This is a genomic window from Paracoccus aminophilus JCM 7686 (genome assembly GCF_000444995.1).
Lineage (GTDB): Bacteria > Pseudomonadota > Alphaproteobacteria > Rhodobacterales > Rhodobacteraceae > Paracoccus > Paracoccus aminophilus.
In genome coordinates this window covers 274,306-294,017 of sequence record NC_022043.1, presented here as the reverse complement: position 1 = coordinate 294,017, position 19,712 = coordinate 274,306, and the positions used below count along the sequence as shown (strand labels likewise).

The 19,712-nt window shown below is 59.3% G+C and carries 16 protein-coding genes; 8 read left to right on the top strand and 8 right to left on the bottom strand.

Translation table 11 applies throughout. The features are described from left to right. Positions 1 to 98: 98 nt before the first annotated feature. From kynA to JCM7686_RS21365, 4 genes are all read left to right on the top strand, one after another. Positions 99 to 929: a tryptophan 2,3-dioxygenase gene (gene kynA, locus JCM7686_RS21380; RefSeq protein WP_020953101.1), complete on the top strand. Its 831-nt coding sequence runs from the start codon at positions 99 to 101 to the stop codon at positions 927 to 929. 17 nt (positions 930 to 946) lie between these two features. Further along, positions 947 to 1,762 carry an alpha/beta hydrolase gene (locus JCM7686_RS21375; RefSeq protein ID WP_020953100.1) on the top strand — a complete coding sequence of 272 codons (816 nt, stop codon included), beginning with the start codon at positions 947 to 949 and terminating at the stop codon, positions 1,760 to 1,762. Positions 1,763 to 1,869: 107 nt separating this feature from the next. Beyond that, complete coding sequence (locus JCM7686_RS21370; protein ID WP_041528358.1) at positions 1,870 to 2,568, top strand: hypothetical protein; 699 nt, start codon at positions 1,870 to 1,872, stop codon at positions 2,566 to 2,568. 78 nt (positions 2,569 to 2,646) lie between these two features. Beyond that, positions 2,647 to 3,132 carry an acyltransferase gene (locus JCM7686_RS21365; RefSeq protein ID WP_020953098.1) on the top strand — a complete coding sequence of 162 codons (486 nt, stop codon included), beginning with the start codon at positions 2,647 to 2,649 and terminating at the stop codon, positions 3,130 to 3,132. Here JCM7686_RS21365 and JCM7686_RS21360 read toward each other — a convergent pair. Beyond that, positions 3,099 to 3,629 (bottom strand): hypothetical protein, encoded by a 531-nt coding sequence (locus JCM7686_RS21360; protein ID WP_236635910.1) that lies wholly within the window; start codon positions 3,627 to 3,629, stop codon positions 3,099 to 3,101. The two genes, JCM7686_RS21365 and JCM7686_RS21360, sit on opposite strands and share 34 nt — an antisense overlap. Before the next feature lie 540 nt (positions 3,630 to 4,169). Here JCM7686_RS21360 and JCM7686_RS21355 point away from each other — a divergent pair. Beyond that, entirely contained in the window at positions 4,170 to 5,042 is an 873-nt protein-coding gene (locus JCM7686_RS21355) for a hypothetical protein (RefSeq protein ID WP_020953096.1), read from the top strand. A 376-nt stretch (positions 5,043 to 5,418) separates the two neighbouring features. Beyond that, positions 5,419 to 9,264: a glycosyltransferase gene (locus JCM7686_RS21350; protein WP_158442392.1), complete on the top strand. Its 3,846-nt coding sequence runs from the start codon at positions 5,419 to 5,421 to the stop codon at positions 9,262 to 9,264. A gap of 57 nt (positions 9,265 to 9,321) precedes the next feature. Here JCM7686_RS21350 and purU read toward each other — a convergent pair whose 3' ends face one another. The 3 genes from purU to JCM7686_RS21335 all read right to left on the bottom strand — a co-directional run bounded on the left by purU (position 9,322) and on the right by JCM7686_RS21335 (position 12,526). Then, on the bottom strand, positions 9,322 to 10,218 hold the full coding sequence (purU, locus tag JCM7686_RS21345) for a formyltetrahydrofolate deformylase (protein ID WP_020953094.1): 897 nt from the start codon (positions 10,216 to 10,218) through the stop codon (positions 9,322 to 9,324). A gap of 7 nt (positions 10,219 to 10,225) precedes the next feature. Continuing rightward, a complete protein-coding gene (folD, locus tag JCM7686_RS21340) occupies positions 10,226 to 11,137 on the bottom strand; it encodes a bifunctional methylenetetrahydrofolate dehydrogenase/methenyltetrahydrofolate cyclohydrolase FolD (RefSeq protein WP_020953093.1) in 912 nt (303 codons plus the stop codon). Between the two features lie 66 nt (positions 11,138 to 11,203). Beyond that, on the bottom strand, positions 11,204 to 12,526 hold the full coding sequence (locus tag JCM7686_RS21335) for a D-serine ammonia-lyase (RefSeq protein ID WP_020953092.1): 1,323 nt from the start codon (positions 12,524 to 12,526) through the stop codon (positions 11,204 to 11,206). A gap of 298 nt (positions 12,527 to 12,824) precedes the next feature. On the opposite strand from JCM7686_RS21335, the gene JCM7686_RS21330 reads away from it, so the two are divergent. Next, the gene (locus JCM7686_RS21330) at positions 12,825 to 13,718 is read left to right on the top strand and encodes a LysR family transcriptional regulator (RefSeq protein WP_020953091.1); all 894 of its coding nucleotides are present in this window, start codon (positions 12,825 to 12,827) and stop codon (positions 13,716 to 13,718) included. 24 nt (positions 13,719 to 13,742) lie between these two features. Here JCM7686_RS21330 and JCM7686_RS21325 read toward each other — a convergent pair whose 3' ends face one another. From JCM7686_RS21325 to JCM7686_RS21310, 4 genes are all read right to left on the bottom strand, one after another. Then, on the bottom strand, positions 13,743 to 14,516 hold the full coding sequence (locus JCM7686_RS21325; RefSeq protein WP_020953090.1) for an amino acid ABC transporter ATP-binding protein: 774 nt from the start codon (positions 14,514 to 14,516) through the stop codon (positions 13,743 to 13,745). Continuing rightward, positions 14,513 to 15,649 carry an amino acid ABC transporter permease gene (locus JCM7686_RS21320; protein WP_020953089.1) on the bottom strand — a complete coding sequence of 379 codons (1,137 nt, stop codon included), beginning with the start codon at positions 15,647 to 15,649 and terminating at the stop codon, positions 14,513 to 14,515. The genes JCM7686_RS21325 and JCM7686_RS21320 overlap by 4 nt, the downstream gene beginning before the upstream one ends. Next, positions 15,649 to 16,791, bottom strand: coding sequence for an ABC transporter permease subunit (locus tag JCM7686_RS21315; RefSeq protein WP_020953088.1), 1,143 nt, complete (start codon positions 16,789 to 16,791; stop codon positions 15,649 to 15,651). The genes JCM7686_RS21320 and JCM7686_RS21315 overlap by 1 nt, the downstream gene beginning before the upstream one ends. Before the next feature lie 111 nt (positions 16,792 to 16,902). Next, a complete protein-coding gene (locus tag JCM7686_RS21310) occupies positions 16,903 to 17,925 on the bottom strand; it encodes a transporter substrate-binding domain-containing protein (RefSeq protein WP_020953087.1) in 1,023 nt (340 codons plus the stop codon). Positions 17,926 to 18,371: 446 nt separating this feature from the next. Between JCM7686_RS21310 and JCM7686_RS21305 the strand changes: the two genes are divergently transcribed. Further along, positions 18,372 to 19,649, top strand: coding sequence for a serine hydroxymethyltransferase (locus JCM7686_RS21305; RefSeq protein ID WP_020953086.1), 1,278 nt, complete (start codon positions 18,372 to 18,374; stop codon positions 19,647 to 19,649). The last annotated feature ends 63 nt before the right edge of the window (positions 19,650 to 19,712 follow it).

Genomic DNA, 19,712 nt, shown 5'->3' with positions numbered 1-19,712 from the left:
CGGACCTTCGATCTTCTTGCGCCAACGTGGCGCGTTGGGTCTGATGGTGCGAGTATCAGAGCAAATTGCACCATCATGGCACATGGAGAGGGTTCGTCATGGCCTATGATCCCGCCCAAGACGGCGCCGAAATGGATTTCCGCAAGCGGATGTCTTACGGCGATTATCTGCAGATCGATCAGATCCTGACGGCGCAAAAGCCTCTGTCGGCGGCACATGATGAGCTGTTGTTCATCATTCAGCACCAGACCTCCGAGCTTTGGATGAAGCTTGCGCTTTATGAACTCGATGCCGCGCGGGCGCAGCTAGCGGCAGACAACAGTCGCGCCGCGTTGAAAGTGCTGGCGCGGATCGCTCGTATTTTTGAGCAGCTCAATTCCGCGTGGGATGTTTTGCGGACCATGACGCCGTCAGAATATACCGAGTTTCGCGATGATCTTGGGCAGTCTTCGGGATTTCAGTCTTGGCAATATCGGTTGATCGAATATGCGGTTGGCAACCGCAATCTTGCCATGCTGCGGCCGCATGAGCATCGCCCGGATGTGATGGCGCTGCTTGAGGCCGAGCTTGCCCGGCCGTCGCTCTACGACGAGGCCTTGCGTCGCTTGTCGCGCCTTGGCCTAGCGGTGCCGGACGCGGCGCTCACGCGAGATCTGCGGCAACCGTGGCAGTTTGATGCCGAGGTCATGGCGGTTTGGGCACAGGTTTATCGCGATCCTTCGCGTTATTGGGAAGCCTATGAAATCGCAGAGAAACTCGTCGATTTCGAGGATTACTTCCGGCGCTGGCGCTTCAACCATCTGACCACGGTTGAACGGGTGATCGGGTTCAAACGCGGAACTGGTGGCACGGCGGGAACCTCCTACCTGAAACGGATGCTTGAGGTCGAACTTTTCCCCGAGCTCTGGCGCGTGCGCACAGAGTTGTGAGCGCGAGGGCCGAGCCGGTGCAAAGCGCAATTGATTGGAACGATGCTTTCCGTAACTCGGCCTATATTCCGGGCTCCGAGGTGCTGCCCGCGCTTTGGGCGCGGAATGCAGAGGCCTATCGGGCGTCCCAACCCGGTTTTCGCGAAAACATCGCCTATGGCCCCAATTTGCGCGAGCGGTTTGATCTGGTCATGCCTGATCGCGCGCCTGAGGGATTGGTTGTCTTTGTCCATGGCGGCTACTGGACAGAATGCGACAAATCCGACTGGAGCGATCTTGCCGAAGGGGCACGCGCCAGAGGCTGGGCGATGGCGATCCCCGGTTATACGCTGGCGCCGGAGGCAAGTCTTGCCGAAATCACCGCACAGATTACGGCGGCGATCATTCATGCCGCCTCACTTGTCGCAGGGCCGATCCGGCTTGTCGGACATTCTGCGGGCGGCCATCTGGTGACCCGGATGATCTGCGACGACAGCGGATTACCCAATGAGATCGCTGCGCGTCTGGAGCGGACCCTGTCGATCAGCGGGCTCTATGATCTGCGACCCTTCCTTTATACCAGCCTGAATGACGCGTTGGGCTTGAGCATGGATATGGCCGTTTCGGAAAGTCCGTGCCTGCATCTGCCGCGTGCCGGTGCGAAACTGACCTGTTGGGTCGGGGCAGGGGAGCGGCCCGAGTTTCTGCGCCAGACGCAACTGATGGCGCTGCTCTGGTGCGTTTATACCGATCTCGAATTCGTGATCGAGCCCGAACAGAACCATTACTCGATCCTTGCCGGGTTGAAGGATCCGTCATCCGCCTTGATCCGCGCCCTTTTCGACGACCGGTAAGATCGGTCATCTTGCAGTCACAATCGGGTAGAAACCGCGCCCGATCCCTTGACACTCTCGGCTCCTTGACCACCCTCAGGGCAGCTCAATACGGAATGGAGGTGCGGATGACTGATCTGTCCGTCTACATCGGCTGGGACTCGCGTGAGGACATTGCCTATCAGGTTGCCAGACAATCACTGCTCGATCGGTCCTCGATCGCGGTCGATGTGCATCCGATCAAATTGCAGAATCTGGTCGATCGTGGTGTCTATACGCGCGATGTCGATCCGCTCGCGGCGACCGAATTCACCTATTCGCGGTTCTTCACGCCCTGGCTGAATGATTACAAGGGCTGGGCTTTGTTCGTCGATTGCGACTTCTTGTTCTTCGGCGATGTGGCCGAGCTGCTAGACTATCGCGATGACAGCAAAGCTGTCTTATGCGTGCATCACGACTATCAGCCCAAGGAAGGGCTGAAGATGGACGGCAAGGTTCAGACGGTCTATCCGCGCAAGAACTGGTCGTCTTGTATGCTCTTCAACTGCGCCCATCCTGCAACGCGCAAGCTGACGCCCGAGCTGATCAACGCCGAAAGCGGCGCTTATTTGCACCGGATGCAATGGGCAAAGGACGATGAGATCGGCGCGCTGCCGGAAAGCTGGAACTGGCTTGAGGGGTGGAACGAGCCTCCGGCCAAAGGCTACCCCAATGCGGTGCATTATACGAATGGCGGTCCGTGGTTCAAAAACTGGCAGGATGTCGCTTACGCCGATGCTTGGCTTGAACGTGCCAAGAAGATCGACCCGAACTTCACTCCGATCTGAGCCGTGAACTTCGGTCGGCTCGTCAAATTGCGTGCGACTTTATCTGGTGGCCGCCTTCGCATCGGGGCGCGGCCCAAGATGCTTTACTGGCCGCGGTTCCGGTTCCGCCGGGGCCGTATCGTCATCGGCGATCGGGTGAGCATGCGCAGCGGTGTGATGATTGATGCGCAAAGCGGCGTGGTTGAGATCGGCGATAATGTCTCGTTGAACGATCATGTCGTGCTCTTGGGCCATGGCGGCATCCGGATCGGGAATGATGTTCGGATTGCCGCCGCGAGCACTCTGGTTTCCTTCGATCACGGCTTCGACGATCCGGGCGAGCTGATCCGCAAGCAACCCTTGCGCAAGGCGGCGGTGGTGATCGAGGACGATGTCTGGATCGGGGCAGGCGCGCGGATCCTGGCGGGCAGCCATATTGCACGGGGCTGCGTGATCGGGGCAGGTGCGGTCCTCAAGGGCGCGACCGAGCCCTATGGCATCTATGCTGGGGCGCCCGCACGTCTGATCCGCAAGAGGGGAGAGCGGCGGGGTCAGCCGCCCGACCAGAGCGGCAATCCGGTCTGATCGGCCACGGCAGCATCGGCGGTGAAGACCGGATGCTGGCGCAGGCGAAAGAGCTGAAGCGCCGCGAAATCGCTGTCACAATGCTGGCGTTTCAGGTCGAGCTGGTTGTAGCCGTGCCCGCTCGAGATCGGATTGATCCCGGTCAGGATGACATTCGCCGCCCCGCTTTCAATCGCGAGCGCGGCGGCGACAATGCCGTTTGACCATTTCGAGCCGGTTTCAAGCTCGAGATTAAGCTGGCCCATGACCGCCTGCATCAGCGCAATCCGCGCGTAGCGGCTCATCAAGTGCAGCTCATCGTAGCGATAGCCAAAGGCGGCGAGGCCGTGCTCAAGCCGGGCCAGGCCGTGACGCCAATGCAAAAGGCAAAGCCGTTTCGTATGCTGCCCAGCAAGGACGCGGCGCACCTCGAGCGCATTGGCATTCATGCCCTCAATCTGATTGAACTGCATCAGCGTGAGGTCCGGCGTTTCCGTCAACCAGCTGTGCGCCGCCATTTGCGAGGCATTGATCGTCACGACGCGAAAGTTATCATCCCAATGTTTCGGGCGACACGAGCGTGGCGCAGAGCCCACGATCACAACATTTCTGCCCTGCATCAACTGCGGGAAGCTTGGGACCGGCGGCGCGTGTATGCGATATTTCAGGTGGCGGATGAACGGTCGCCAGGATTGTGAAACAGCGTCAAGATTGAACACGTTTGCGAATTCCCGAAAAAATGAGACGCGTGAAAAGGCAAGAGACAGCCACGAAATGCGGCACAGATGGAAGAGGGGATCCGTGGCCTTGACCACTCGCGGCCGTTTTTCGCTCAACGAAAGGTAGCGACGGCGACAGGAAGGCCTTGCCCAAAGCGCGTTCGCGATTGTAGGGAAGCCTCTTTGCTGCCGGGTGCGGCAGGCTATGAATTTGAGCCCCTTCATGGGGCATCGCCAAGGCAGATGTGGCTGCCGCGTAGCGGGATCGAGGTGACGCCCTCAGTGGCAGGGGCGTGCCGCGCGAAAGGCCGAACCGGGCAAGAGAAGGGAAGTTTGGACATGAGGCAGGATCAGATCCCGCACGCTTTGCCGCAGGGCGGGGCAGATGACCCGTTCTGGCGCGAATATTTTGCACCTTACACCGACATCGTTCTGATCGCGAACAGCGACGAGGTCGATATCCATGCTCTGGATGCCCAGTTCGGACCCGACACGCTCTTCGTTTTCTTCAACAAGGTTTACAAGGTCCTCGACTTTACCTTTCGCCGTCCGGCCCTGCTGGTCAGCCGCAGCGGCATGTTAGGAGCAAACATCGTTCACCGCCGCGAAGTTCCAGAGGTCATCCGCCACTTTGACCCCTCAAGCTTTCTGGGGATTTTGAACATCATCATTGGCAATGACGAGCGCTTCAGTTCGGCGACCGAGTTCGGCGTCGATCGGGTGGCACATCTCGACCTCGACCCGCTGCTTGCGCCGTTTTACCCGCAAGGCAAGGTGCCGACCACGGGCTTTGGCCTCGCGCTCTGGCTCAAGCAGCTTGGGCTTCCGGCGCGGGTGACGCTCGCGGGGTTCTCGTCGCGGCGTAGCGAAAAATGGAAGGTCTTTGATCTCCATGATTGGACCTTCGAGCAGATCGTGCTGCGCCTGATGGTGCGCAAGGACGAGCTCCGGATGATCGGCGGCGGTGAGGCAAACAGCTACGCCGCTATTGCCGCGCATTTTCCGCAGTTTTCTCCGGCCGAGATTTCGGCCACGGCGGACGAGGTTCTCTCGGACCGGATGTCGCATCTCAGCACGACGGTTGACCGCCTGATGTCGGTGACCAAGCCGCTGCGCGCGCTCGATCAGTTTGTCCGAAAGCTGAGACCGAAGACGCGCAAGCAGAAACATCTGGCGCAGCAGGCGCGAGAGAATGCCGGAAAGGCGCCATAGCGCGCCAAGGTTCCGTCGTGCACTGGCCAGAGCGTGGGAAACGGATTTTCTCTGATACGCGGCCCGCTTGGGAGTTCATTCTCGCGGCCGTTCGCGCCATCTGCGGCTGGGAATGGCGCGTCCGCGATCGGCGGTTCTTGGCCGAGAGGGGCTGGTAGCCAGGTTTAGCGAGATTGTCGTTTTAATCAATGGTTTGAGCGGGACAGGCTTTGCCGGAGCTTCCCCGGCTCCGAAAGGGGCGCCGACGGGAGGAGTGTGTCAGATTGCAACGGACGACAAATACAACTAAATCGACCACATAGCTAAAGATGACGTCTAGCCGAGAGTAACCCCCAATATGCGCGACCTCCGGAAAGTGGCCAAAAGGCGCCTCAAGATGGCCCTGCGGACAATTCAAAACCGACCGGTTGGAACAATAAACGGAAGGGCAGGCGCATTTCTCCTTGGCTGGGTATACGACCAGCATAAGAAAACGCCGCTGACCGTCGATATCTTCGCGAATGACGAAAAATTCATCACGAATTATATCGCAAACTATCCCAGACCTGATCTCGCCGAGGCTGGATATGGCAACGGCTCTTTCGGAATCTTCGTATCTATTCCTCCCCATCTCAGAGCGGATAATCGCTCTATTGATGTAAGGGTGGTCGAGAGCAAAACCGGAAGGCCGCTTCTTCATAGAAAGATTGCGCTTGGGCGTGATACTTTCTCTGGTGGAAATCCTTATATGACGCGTCTGGATTCGGTGAACGGCGGCGGCATAAGAGGGTGGGGTATCGATATCGCATCTCCGGAGAAGGAGATCAACTATCGCTTCCTTATTGACGATGTTCATTTCTCTACGCTGAAAAACGATCAGGAACGGCCCGACCTCGCGAATAAATTTATCACCGAGGGCGCCGGGGGGCTCGTGGTCGAGATCCCGGCAGATCGGCTGCCCATCGGAGATCACAAGATCCAGTTGATTGCGCCTGATGGCGAGGCGACGACCTTTACTTATAAGTCTCCGGGGCACTCAACCGTACTAAGATCGTGGAGCGCGGGGAACCCATGGGATCGCGGTTTGACAATCATTGTTCCGGTTTATAATGCGATCGAAGACGTTCGTATCTGTATCGATCGTCTGCTCCAATATACGCCGCGTGACATCGATATTCTGTTTATCGACGACTGCTCGCCAGACCCCGAGATCTGGCCGCTCTTGCAACAGACCGCAGATCGCACCCATATTCGCGTAATCCGGAATGAAACCAATCTTGGGTTTACCCGTACGATCAACGCCGGCATCGCGGCTAGCGGAGATAATGACATTATTTTCCTGAATTCCGACGCACGGGTGACCCCGCGCTGGACTCAGGGAATGCGTATCGCGGCCTATTCGCGCCCCCGTATCGCAACCGTCACAGCGATGTCGGATCGCGCCGGGGCCTTTTCCGCGCCAGAGATTGGTAACGCGAATGAACTCCCTCCGGGTGTCAGTGAGGCGGAGTTCGCGCAGGCCTTTCGCCGCGCCTCGATCGGGCTATATCCGGAAGTTCCGACCGGAAACGGCTTTTGCATGTATGTGCGTCGGGATTGCATTGATGAAATCGGCCCACTGGATGCCGAGGCATTTCCGCGTGGATATGGCGAAGAGAATGACTTCTGCATGCGCGCCTATTCCTCGGGTTGGCGCAACATTATTGACGATCGAACTTATGTGTTCCACGAAAGATCCAAAAGCTTTGGTGAACAGAAGTTTGACCTGATGAAGGCGGGTAGGGCGATCGTTGATCAGCGCTATCCGGAATATACGGAAGCCATTAGGGTCTTTTCCGAGGGAAATCATATTCAGTTCGCGCGGCATCGCGGACGATATGCGCTCAGCGAAATGAACTCTGGTCATAAGCCGTTATCGAGATTCCTTTTCGTCATTTCAACAATGACCGGCGGCACGCCTCAAACCAATCGTGATCTGATGAATGCCCTTGACGGTTCGGTTGAGGGCTGGACGCTAAGATGCGACAGCCGGATGATCCAACTAAGCCGTATCACGAACGGCAAATTAGAGGTCGTTCGCACTCATCAGTTGTACGAGCAGGTCGATCCTTTGTCGCATCGTTCAGCAGAGTATGAAGCGATTGTTCTTCAATGGCTTATCGAGTTTGATTTCGATCTCGTTCATATCCGACATCTCGGCTGGCACAGCCTTGAACTGCCTCATTTGATCCATCTCTGTGGTGTGCGCTCTATCCTATCGTTCCATGATTACTATCTGGCCTCGCCGACTGTAAAAATGATCGACGATACAGGTGTTTTCCTTGGGAATACCTATTCGCAAACTTTACGAGAGAACCGCCAGTCGCTTTGGCCGCGCAATGCTCTGCCCGCTCCGACGGGTATCTTTTTGCAAAACTGGCAAGAGCGCTCACTGAAAGCTATTTTGCAATGTGACGCCTTCATTACGACCTCCGAGAGTTCCCGCGAGTTGCTTTGTGACGTCTTCCCGGAAATTCCGAGGGACGTCTTCCACGTAATTCCGCATGGTCGTGATTTTACAGAGTTCCATCAGCTTGACGAAGATGTTGATCCCGAAGGTCCGCTGCGCATTCTCGTGCCCGGAAATATCGATCTCGCAAAAGGGCTGGGGATTATTCGGGAGCTTGTCGCACTCGACGTCGGCGGGAAGTTAGAGTTCCATATCCTTGGACTGGTTTCCAAGCAGGAGGGGCCTCTCCCGGCTTCGATTATCGCCCATGGCACCTATGATCGCGAACATTTCGCGGGGCGGGTCGCTGCAATCCGGCCTCACTTGGGTGCGATTTTTTCGATATGGAATGAGACCTATTGCCATACATTGACTGAGCTTTGGTCCGTCGGACTTCCTGCACTCGCCTTTGACTTCGATACTGTTGCCGCGCGCATTCGCAAAAGCGGGGCCGGATGGGTATTGGATCATCACGATGTCCAAACGCTGTATCAAAATCTTATCGCGATCGGTCGCTCCCAAGACGAAATACAGCGCAAGCGCGATGCCGTCCTAAATTGGCAGGAGGGCGAAGGTCTCGCCAATACGACACGTGTCATGGCCTCAAAATACATTCCGATCTATCGCGACGTACTCGCGGGTCGTCCGGCGCGGATTACCAATGAGCGTGGCCCATTAATCGCATTGGTATCGCCCTCGGGACCAGATTTGCGCAGTGCAAATGCGTCAACTCACATCCGAGTATGGGAGCGGTGTCTCAATCGGCTGGATAGCAATCTCAACTTTGTGCGGATGACGCCCGAAACTCTGATCGCCGCGATTGATCGGAATGAGCTGGATATCATCATTATCCAGCGTGATGTGGTTCCAATGCATCTTGTCGGTCGTGTGGTTGAGGCCGCCGAGACAGCCAAGATCCCCTATATCTTTGAAATGGACGACGATCTCCTTAATGTTGCACCAGATAAGGATCCGGATGGGCGCTATCGTCTTTATGCGCCCTCTTTGGCAAGGCTAATTGAACACGCAAGCACTGTCAGTGTCTCGACGGAAGCTTTGCGTGAGAAAGTTTTACCGCTGAACCGGAACGTGCAGGTTATGCCGAATGGGCTCAGTGACCGGCTTTGGTCGGGCAAGGCCGAGCCACGCGCAGAGGGGCAGACCATTCGTGCGCTTTATATGGGGGTGCCATCGCATGATGAGGATTTCGCAGCAATTTTGCCGGCCCTCGAGCGCGTTGCAAATGCCGTTCCGAATTTCAAGCTGGCGCTTGTGGGCATTGCCAAAGCCGAGAATCCCGAGCTTTTCGGCAAGCGATGGATCGAAATCATCAAAATTCCCTCGCAGCAGAAGAACTACCCGGAATTCGTACCGTGGCTCCGCAATCTCGCTGCAAGAGTTGATTTTGGAATTGCACCGCTGACTGGCGCTACGTTCAACAGCTATAAGTCTCCGCTGAAGATTCTTGATTATGCAGGGCTTGGCCTACCGACGCTCGCGTCTGATGCTCCGGTTTATCGCGATTTCGCAGGGCGCACGCCCCATCTTCGGCTGATCCCGAATGAAACGGACGCTTGGGAGCGCGCGCTTCTTGATCAGATCGCTGCGGGACCCAGATCGACTGAGGTCAGTGAGACGCTGCGGGCTTGGCTCGACGACAACTACCTTCTGAGCGACATCCATCCTAGTTTTGAGGATCTGTTGTTGCCGTTGCTCTCAACGCCAGATCAGCGGCGCTCAGGCGAGGGCGAGTAAAAGAAAAGCCCCGCCTAGGATGATCCGGGCGGGGCTTTTTATTAGGCCTTGAGGTGCTTAGCCCATCCGTTCGGAAGCGAAGGAATTCGGCGAAGCCGGGAAGACGATGGTCTTGTTTCCATTGATGAAAACGCGACCATGGACATGAGCATGGATCGCGCGCGCCAACACTTGGCTTTCGACATCGCGCCCGAGCGAGACATAATCCTCGCCGCTTTGGGCATGGGTGATGCGCACGGTATCCTGTTCGATGATCGGGCCTTCATCGAGGTCGGCAGTGACGTAATGCGAGGTCGCGCCGATCAGCTTCACACCGCGCTCATAGGCCTGTTTATAGGGATTCGCGCCCTTGAAGCTCGGCAGGAAGGAGTGGTGGATGTTGATGATGCGGCCCGACATTTTGCGGCACATCTCATCCGAAAGCACCTGCATATAGCGCGCGAGCACGATCAGATCGGCGCCGCTTTCCTCGACGACGCGCATTTGCAGCGCCTCGGCCTCGGGTTTGTTCGCCTTGGTCACATTGATGTGGTGGAAGGGGATGTCGTGGTTCACGACGACCTTCTGGTAATCGAGATGGTTCGAGATCACCGCGACAATGTCGATCGGCAGCGCGCCGATGCGCCAGCGATAGAGCAGATCGTTCAGGCAATGGCCAAAGCGCGAGACCATCAGCACGACTTTGCGCTTGGCAGCCTCGTCGAAGAACTCATGCTCCATGCCATATTGCGCGACCAAGGGCGCGAAGGCGGCGTCGAGGTCCTCGAGCGTGCGGCCCTCTTCCGAGCGGAACGAGACGCGCATGAAATAGCGGCCGGTGTTCTCGTCATCGAACTGGGCGCTGTCACGGATATTGCAGCCATTGGCGGCAAGGAAGCCCGCGATATCGGCAGTGACGCCCCGGATCGAGGGGCAGGCGACGCGCAGGGCGAATTGTTTGGTTTCAGTGGTCATGATCGTCCTATTCGGCGGCAAGAGAAACGGCAGGAAGGCTGTGACGGCGGCGGAAAGCGGTCAGAGTATTGGCAAGCAGGCAGGCAATGGTCATCGGCCCGACCCCACCCGGAACCGGGGTGATGGCGGCGGCATGGCCCGCTTCCTCGAACGCGACATCGCCGGTGATACGGGATTTGCCGTTCTCTTCGACGCGGTTGATGCCGACATCAATCACGGTCGCGCCCGGACGAATCCAATCGCCGCGCACCAGACCCGGACGGCCGACGGCCACGACCAGAATATCGGCCATGCGGCACAGATCGGGCAGGTTCTTCGTCTTGGAATGGGTGGTGATGACGGTGCAGTTTTCCGCCAAAAGCAGCTGCGACATCGGTTTGCCGACGATATTCGACTTGCCGATCACCACTGCGTTCAGGCCGGTCAGATCGCCCAGACGGTCCTTCAGCATCATCAGGCAGCCAAGCGGCGTGCAGGGCACGAGCGCCTCTTGCCCGGTGGCGAGACGTCCGGCATTGACCGCGTGGAAACCGTCAACGTCTTTGGCAGGATCGATACGCTCGATCACCTCCAAGGCGTCGAGATGGGCGGGCAGGGGCAGTTGGACCAGAATGCCATGCACAGCGGTATCGGCATTCAGTTGATCCAGCAGCGCCAGAAGATCGGCCTGCGAGGTTTCGGCCGGCAGGCGATGCACGAAAGAGGCCATGCCCACCGCCATTGTCTGGCGATGTTTGGCATTCACATAGACGGCGCTGGCGGCATCCTCTCCGACCAGAACCACGGCGAGGCCGGGAAGCAGGCCGGTGTCGGCGCGGATCTGCGCGACCTCGGCGGCCATGCGCGCGACCAGACCATCCGCAAAGGCCTTGCCGTCGATACGGTCCGCAGTCGCTGCGGCGAGAGCTTGATCTTCCATGAGCGTAGTCCTCCATGTTGGGCAGGGACAGGCCGCGCGGCCTGCAGGGACAAAACAGACGCCTTCTCAGGCAGTTAGGGCCGCACCTTTGGCCATGAACTCTTCAAACTGAGCTTCGGGCACGAAAGCGCCACCGGTCGTCCAGACGATATGGGTGGCGTCGTTCATCTTGCCCGCCAGACCTTCGGCGGCCTGATAGCGCTGGCCCGCCGCGCTTTCGACCAGAAAGCCGGGCCCCGCGATACCGGCGGTGGCTGAGGGCTCCAACCGGATGTCTTGCGTGGTTTGCGCCTGCCACAGCCAGCGGAAAAGATCGTCATCCGCGACGGTGAAAACGCCAGCCAGCATCGGCTTCATCACCTCGGCGACAAAGGCCGACATGCGCGCAACCGCCATGCCATCGGCCTCGGTCTGGTTGGTCAGCCCGACGTCATAGACCGAGACCAGCTCGTCACGGCCGCTCATCATCTGGACCATGGCGCAGGGCGATTGCACCGGCTCGACAAAGAAGCAATGCGCGGCATCGCCGAAAATCGCCTTGATCCCGTAAGCGGCCCCACCCGGCGCGCCACCGATGCCGCAGGGCAGATAAACGAAGAGCGGATGATCTGCGTTCACCGTGATTCCGGCCTTGGCCAGCTGCCCGGCCAATTCCTGCGCGGCGGCGCTATAGCCGAAGAAAAGAAGCTCGGACCGTTCGTCATCGACGAAATAGATCGTCGGATCGGCCTCGGCCCCCGCGCGAGCTTCCTCGACGGCGGTGGTGTAATCGGCCTGATGCTGAACGACCTCGACGCCGAGCTTCGTCAGCCGCTCGACCTTCCAGGCCTTGGCATCCGAGGACATATGGACAACGGCGCGGAAGCCCAAAGCGCGCGCGGCAATGCCGACGCTGAGGCCGAGATTGCCGGTGCTGCCGACCGCGATCGTGTGGCGCGCGAACAAAGCGCGGGCCGCATCGCTGCGCAAAGCCATGATATCGCCATCGGGCAAAAGCCCGTTCTGGCGCGCGAGGCTTTCGGCAAACATGAAGACTTCATAGACCCCGCCGCGCGCCTTGATCGAGCCCGCGACTGGCAAAGCATTGTCAGCCTTGACGAAAATCCGGCCGAATTCGGGCGCGCCATAGCCAAGCGCATCGCGCAATTCCACCGCCTCGATCAGATCTGAGCGGATCCGACCACCAGTCGCGGCGAGCTCGGGGAAGCTTGCGGTCAGAAGAGGAGCGAGGCGCTGCCAGTTCGCTTCCGCCAGTTCGACCTGAACCGGGCGGATCGGCAGGGCAGAGGAGTGAACCCCATCCGGGCGCCGCTGCGGGTTCAGCCACAGCACGGGCTTGCCCGCAAGGACCGCGCTGCGCGCCGGGTCATCGGGTAGGGTGATGCTCATCGCTCGCCTCATCTCCTGTTTGGCTTGACCTTTGGGCGTTCTCCGCCCTTTGGATCTGGCCGTGTCAGAGGAAGTTTAGGCAGGAGAATGCTTCAGAAAAAGAAAATATTTCTTGCCTATATGATTAGGGATCGTAAATATATCCCCGTGGTTGAAGCACCGGCTTTTCACCGCCAGAGTTCAGTGGGACGCATGAACAGGTTACGAACTCGCCGCAGAAATCTTCGGCTTTACTTGATCATTCATCATGCTTAGCTTAGATTTTCTTAATTAAAATCTTCGAAGGAAAGTTCACGGGATGGATCTGGGCCGGCTGCGCGCTTTGCGTGAACTGTCTGTGCGTGGCACGATGATCGCGGTTGCCGAGACGCTTTATGTCTCGCCCTCTGCCGTCTCGCAGCAGATCTCGCTTCTCGAAAAAGAGGCGGGTATTCCGCTGATCGAGCGGCGGGGGCGGCGCGTCGTGCTGACGGCGGCCGGGCAAAAACTGGCGCGACGTGCGGATAAGATCTTTGCCGAGATCGAGGCCGCTCAGGCCGATATTGCGGCGATGAAGGAGGTCATTACCGGCGAGCTTCGGGTTGCGGCCTTCCCGTCGGTTGCGGCGGCGATCCTGCCGCGCGCGATCCGCAGTATGCAGGCGCTTCATCCCCATCTGCTGATCCGTTTTGCCGAAATGGAGCCGGGCGAGAGCCTTGCCTCGCTGCGCAGCTGGCAGACGGATATTGCGCTGATCGACGATTTGAACGTGCCGCAGGGCGCGCTCGAGACGAATATTGAACGCATTCCCCTAATGACCGATGTCTTCAACGTCATGGTCGCGCCGGGGCATCCGCTTGACGGGCGCTCGTCGGTGACGCTGACCGAGTTGAAGGATGAGCTCTGGGTCGTCGATACTGCCTCGGGGCATTATACGGCGATGCTGACCGAGGCCTGTCAGGCGGTGGGCTTTACCCCGAATATCACCTCGCGTTGCAATGGGTTCGAGGTGGTGATCGCAATGATCCGCGAAAACTGCGGCATCTCGATCCTGCCCGGATTGCGGGCGAGCCATGACCTTGAAGATGTCTGGGTGGCGCGGTTGAAACCCGAGATCCGGCGGCAGATCTTCGTGGCCTTTCGCAAAAGCGAGCGCCAGAAACCGGCGCTGCAATCCTTCATCACGCAGATCCGCGCCCAAGCCAAAGCCTGAGCGCGGCGCGTTTTATCGTCGGGCTTAGTGCTTGAGCACGCGCGACAGGAACGCACGGGTGCGTTCGCTTTTCGGATTGTCGAAGAACTGCTCGGGCGTGCCGCTTTCGGTGATCCGGCCCTGATCGACATAGATGACGCGGTCGCTCACCTCGCGGGCGAAGCCCATTTCATGGGTCACGATCATCATGGTCATGCCTTCGCGGGCAAGCTCGCGCATGACGTCCAGGACCTCGCCGACCATTTCCGGATCGAGCGCCGAAGTCGGCTCGTCGAAGAGCATCAGATGCGGTTCCATCGCGAGCGAGCGCGCGATGGCGACGCGCTGCTGCTGGCCGCCTGAAAGCTGGCCCGGGAATTTATGGGCGTGATCGATGAGGCCGACCCGCTCGAGCAGTTTCATCGCCTGAGCTTCCGCCTCGGCGCGGGATTTGCCGCGCACGCGCATCGGCGCGAGGGTGATGTTCTGCGTCACGGTCAGATGCGGGAAGAGGTTGAACTGCTGGAAGACCATGCCGACGCCGCGACGGATCTCGCGCAGGCCTTTGACCTCGCCGAATTCGCGCTCTTCGGCGCGCGGCATCAGGAAGCCGTCAACCTCGAGCTCGCCCGATTGATATTCCTCAAGCCCGTTCACGCAGCGGATCAGGGTCGATTTGCCCGAACCCGAAGCGCCGACGATCACCAGAACCTCGCCCCGGGTCACGGTCAGATCGACTTCCTTGAGGACGTGGAAATTGCCGTAATATTTGTTCAGCTGATTGATGCGAACGATCGGCTCGCCATGTGCGGCTTTCATTTGCGCACCCCCTTGTTCAGTTTCTGCTCCAGCCGGCGGGCCTGGAAGGTGATGATGCTGCCGACCGCGAAATAGGTCAGGAACATGAAGACATAGATCTCATAGGTGCGGGCGCTGTTTTCCGGATTCGCAAGGATCATTTGACCCGCGCGCAGGAAGTCGGTCAGCCCGATGATGAAGACCAGCGGCGCATAGTTGAAGATGTCGAGAATATTGCCGACGAGCCCCGGCACCGCGACGCGCAAAGCTTGCGGCAAGATAACGATGCGCTTGAGATCGAAATCCGACAGGCCAAGCGCCTCGGCGGCTTCGGTCTGGCCGCGCGCGACCGATTGCAGGCCCGAGCGGATGAATTCGGCGGCATAGGCGCTATAGAAGAGCGTAAAGCCAATCAAACCGCGCACGACATCGGGGATCGGGAAGTTCGGCAGCACCAGCGGGAAAGCGACCCAGATGCAATAGACCACGAGGATCAGCGGCACCGAGCGCATGACCTCGATATAACCGGTGGCCAGCGCGCGCACGCTTGCGACCTTGCTTTGACGGCCGAAGGCCAGCAGGACGCCAAGCGGGATGGTCAAAAGTGCGGCGGTCAGTGTGATGAGGATCGACAGCAGCAAGCCGCCCCAGCTTGACGGACCCGCAGGCGACAGCACCAGCAGCACGGCGAAAAGCGTGCCAAAGGCGATGCCCGCCAGATGATCGCGCAAAAGGCTGACGCGTTGGCCGAGGATCCAAAGCCCGTAGAACGCCGCCAGCACAAGCAGCGCCTCGGGCGCGACATGGGGGCTGGTCAGCGCGCCGACCGTCACAGCGCCAAAGGCAAGAACCGCGATGATCGACGCAGTGCGGCCAAAGTCCATGCTGGTCGAGGTCGCAAGCCCGGCAAGGCCCGCGATCATCCCCGCTGCGACCCAGACGAGCCAGAGCTTGCTCACCGGGAACATGCCCGTCATCAGCACCTTGAGACTGTTGAGCACAACGCTCCAATCTGCGAGCGCGAAGGCCCAGTGCAGGAAGGCCCAAGCGGCCCAGACCAGTAGCGGCACGATGACCAGCGTCAGCACCGTATCCGAGGGTTTGGCAAAAAGGTTCACATGCACCCAGCGGATTTTCTTTTGCAGCGCGGTCATCAGCGGACTCCCGGGATCGTAAAGCGGCGGTTCACCAGGTTGACGAGCAGACTGATGCCCCAGCTCAGGACAAGATAGATCGCCATGGCGATCAGAATGCCCTCGAGGTTGCGCCCGGTCTGGTTCGAGACGGTGCCATAGACGTTGAAGAGATCGGGATAGCCGATGGCGATGCCAAGCGAGCTGTTCTTGGCAAGGCTGATATATTGGTTGCCAAGCGAGGGCATGACGACGCGGAAGACCTGCGGCAGGATGACATGGCGCAACTGGTCGCGGCGGGTCAGGCCAAGCGAATCCGAGGCCTCCCATTGGCCGCGGGGCAGGGCTTCGATCGAGCCGCGGATGATCTCGCCGATATAGGCCGCGCTATTGGCGGTCAGAGCGATCATCAGCGCGGTATATTCGGGGCTGACAGCGACGCCGCCACTGGCACGGAAGCGACCGGCCTCGGGGAAGTCGATGCCGATGCGGAAGCCGGCGATGAAGGCCGCGATCAGCACGAGACCCGCGGCCAGCAGGATATTGCGGCGCTGGGGCTTGAGGCTGCGCAGGCACGAGACCAGCAAGAGCGCGAAGGCAGTGAGCGCGATCCAGCCGCCGACGCCACCGGAAAAGACCGGAGCGGGCAGCCAAAGGCCCTGTTTGCTGATGAGCGCGCCGAAAAGATGCGGGGCATCCTTCAGACCGGGAAGCTGCAGCACGACCGCGACATACCAGAAGGTCAGCTGGATGAGCAGGGGCGTGTTGCGCAGGAATTCGGTGGCGGTGAAGGCAAGCTTGCGGATCAGCCAGTTGGTCGAAAGCCGGGCCACGCCAAGCGCGACGCCGAAGATCGTGGCGAGCAGGGTCGCGACGATTGCGACCTTGAGCGTATTGCTCAGGCCCGCGACCAGCGCCTGCCAGTTTGCCATATCCGACGAGAACGAGGCCGCGCCATTGGCGGTAATCGTATGGCCCTCGGAAATCTCGAAACCGGCGCGTTGCCACAGGAAGTCGAAGCTAAAGCTGACGCCCCGCGCCGCAAAGCCGTTGCGGACGGCAAGGCCAAGAAGCACCAGCGCCAAAAGCGCGAGCCCAAGGACGCCCGCCTGCACCGATGTTCGGCGCAATTTGCGCCAGCGAAGTGATGTGGATACCGTCATGCCAATTTTCGTTCGGGCCAGATTAGGAATGAGAATGAGCGCAGCCGCCGAAGGGGGAGTCCGGCGGCTGCGCTGTCAGGAGCACACGGGGGCGTGCACTCCTGATCCGGATCAGTTCCAGAGCGGCGAGATCATGGCCCCGCCATCGGCGCTGAGCGCATTCGGCGTGCCCTTGCGGTCGATATAGATCTTGGTGTCGGGCCCGAGGTTGCGCTCGTAGATCTCACCGTAGTTGCCGACTTGTTTGACGGCTTGGTAGATGAAGTCTTTCGGAATGCCGAAATCGGCGCCGAACGTGCCGTCTTCACCCAGGAACATGCGGGTGTTCGGATCTGCCGAGGCTTTGGCTTCGTCGACATTGGCCGAGGTGATGCCACGCTCTTCCGCTTCGATCAGGCCGTAGCTGATCCAGCGCAGAGCATTGCGCCAGCGGCTGTCATTGGCTGCGACGAAACCGGCGAAGGGCGATTTCTCGATGATCTCGGGCAGGACGACGTAATCGCTCGGATTGGCCGAGTTCGCACGCCACGCGGCCAAAGCCGATTTGTCGGTGAACATGGCATCGCAACGGCCGCTGTTGAGCGCGCCGAAAAGCTTCTCGAGGTTCTCGTAGGTCAGGACCTGGTTCGACCAGCCATTGGCCTTGAGCATATTGGCGAGCGCCGCTTCGGTGCTCGAGCCTTGGGTGGTGCACAGGTTCGCGCCGTCAAGATCTTTGATGCTTGCAACGCCGAGATCGGCCTTCACCATCGCGCCGGTACCGTCCCAGAAGTTGACGGGCAGGAAGTCGACGGTGATCGCGGATTCACGGCCCGGTTTCAGCGTGGTATGGGCGAAAACGACATCGACCTGACCGGTCTGAACCGCGGTGAAGCGGCTTTTGTCGGTGACGTTGACGAAGTTCACCTTGTTGGCATCACCCAGAACAGCGGCAGCCACGGCACGGCAGAAATCGACGTCGAGCCCCTCCATCTTGCTCGTCGTCGTATTCAGATAGCCGAAGCCCGGTGCGGTGTTGTCGGTGCCGCAGTTCAGCGTGCCGCGCTGCAGGACATTCTCAAGACCGCCCGCAAAAGCGCTGCCGGTGGCGGCCAGAGCCAGTGTCGCGCTGAGCGCCAAAGCCTTAGTCTTCATTCCTCGTCTCTCCCTGTAATGAAGCTGGGGTGCGGGGCGCGATGCCTCCGCAGGTGTCCGGGTTGACCGGTGATATTCTCGTCAGAGTAGATAGGCCAGAATATTCAAACCAGTTAATTTGATTCAGGTTATAGATTAGAAGATCTTCAATGACGAGTCTCGAGATTTGCCCTTCAAACCCGACCCGCGTGAATTTTCCACCAATGCCGCGCGGTTAGCTGCTGGATGCGGTTCTTCCCGCAAATAACGGTGTCATGCGGGCTGGGCAAGGCGTGGGGCAAACTGTGCTCTGCAATCTGGGCGCGTGAGGGCGGCGCGAGCATCGCCAGAAGCGGAAGGTGTATATCTTCAGATAAACTAATCATATAAGATAGAATTATTAACTGTAACGAAACCCAACCTGCATCTAGTTTCTACCGAAACCCAATCCCGTCCGGAGTACAGTCATGAATGATCTGACCAAGTCATTCTTCAACGCATCGGTTCAAGAGACCGATCCGCTGATCGCCGAAGCCCTTGCCAATGAGCGCAAACGGCAGATGAACCAGATCGAGCTCATCGCCTCGGAAAACATCGTGAGCCAAGCGGTTCTGGATGCGCTCGGGCACGAGATGACCAACAAGACGCTCGAAGGCTATCCGGGCAACCGCTTCCATGGCGGTGGTCAGTTCGTCGACGTGGTCGAGCAAGCGGCCATTGATCGCGCGAAAGAGCTCTTCAACTGCGGCTACGCCAACGTTCAGCCGCATTCCGGCACGCAGGCGAACCTTGCAGTCTTCTTCCTGCTCGTGAAGCCCGGCGACAAGATCCTGTCGCTCGATCTGGCAGCCGGTGGCCACCTCTCGCATGGGATGAAGGGCAACCTGTCGGGCCGTTGGTTCGAATCGCACAACTACAACGTCGATCCGCAAAATGAAGTCATCAACTATGACGAGATGGAGCGCATCGCCGAAGAAGTGCAGCCGAAGCTGATCATCACCGGCGGCTCGGCCTATCCGCGTGAACTCGACTTCGCGCGCATGTCCCAGATCGCGAAGAAGGTCGGCGCCTATTTCATGGTCGACATGGCCCATATCGCGGGTCTCGTCGCCGGTGGCGTGCATCCCTCGCCCTTCCCGCATGCCGATATCGTGACCTGCACCACCACGAAAACCCTGCGCGGCCCGCGCGGCGGCCTGATCCTCACCAACAACGAGGATTGGTTCAAGAAGCTCCAGACCGCCGTTTTCCCGGGCGTTCAGGGCTCGCTGCATTCGCAAGTGCTTGCGGCCAAAGCGATCTGCCTTGGCGAAGCGCTGCGCCCCGAGTTCAAGGCCTATGCCGCTCAGGTCGTGAAGAACGCCAAGGTTCTGGCCGAGACGCTCGCCTCGCGTGGGGTTCGCATCGTGTCGGGCGGCACTGACACCCATATCGTCCTGCTCGATCTGTCGAGCAAAGGGCTGAACGGCAAACAGGCCGAGGATGCTCTGGCCCGCGCCAACATCACCTCGAACAAGAACCCGATCCCGAACGACAGCCCGCGTCCGGCGGAATGGGTCGGGATGCGCCTTGGCGTCGCCGCAGCCACCACGCGCGGCATGACCGAAGACGATTTCCGTACCCTCGGCAATATCGTCGCCGATCTGCTCGAAGCTGAAACCGCAGGCAAAGGCGAAGAAGCCGCCGCCGTCGCGCGTGTGACCGTGCAAGAGCTGACCGAGCGTTTCCCGGTCTACGCGCACTAAGCACATCTGAAGACGAAATTGATCCGGAGGCGGCCCCCGCCTCCGGATTTTTCATGGGATATG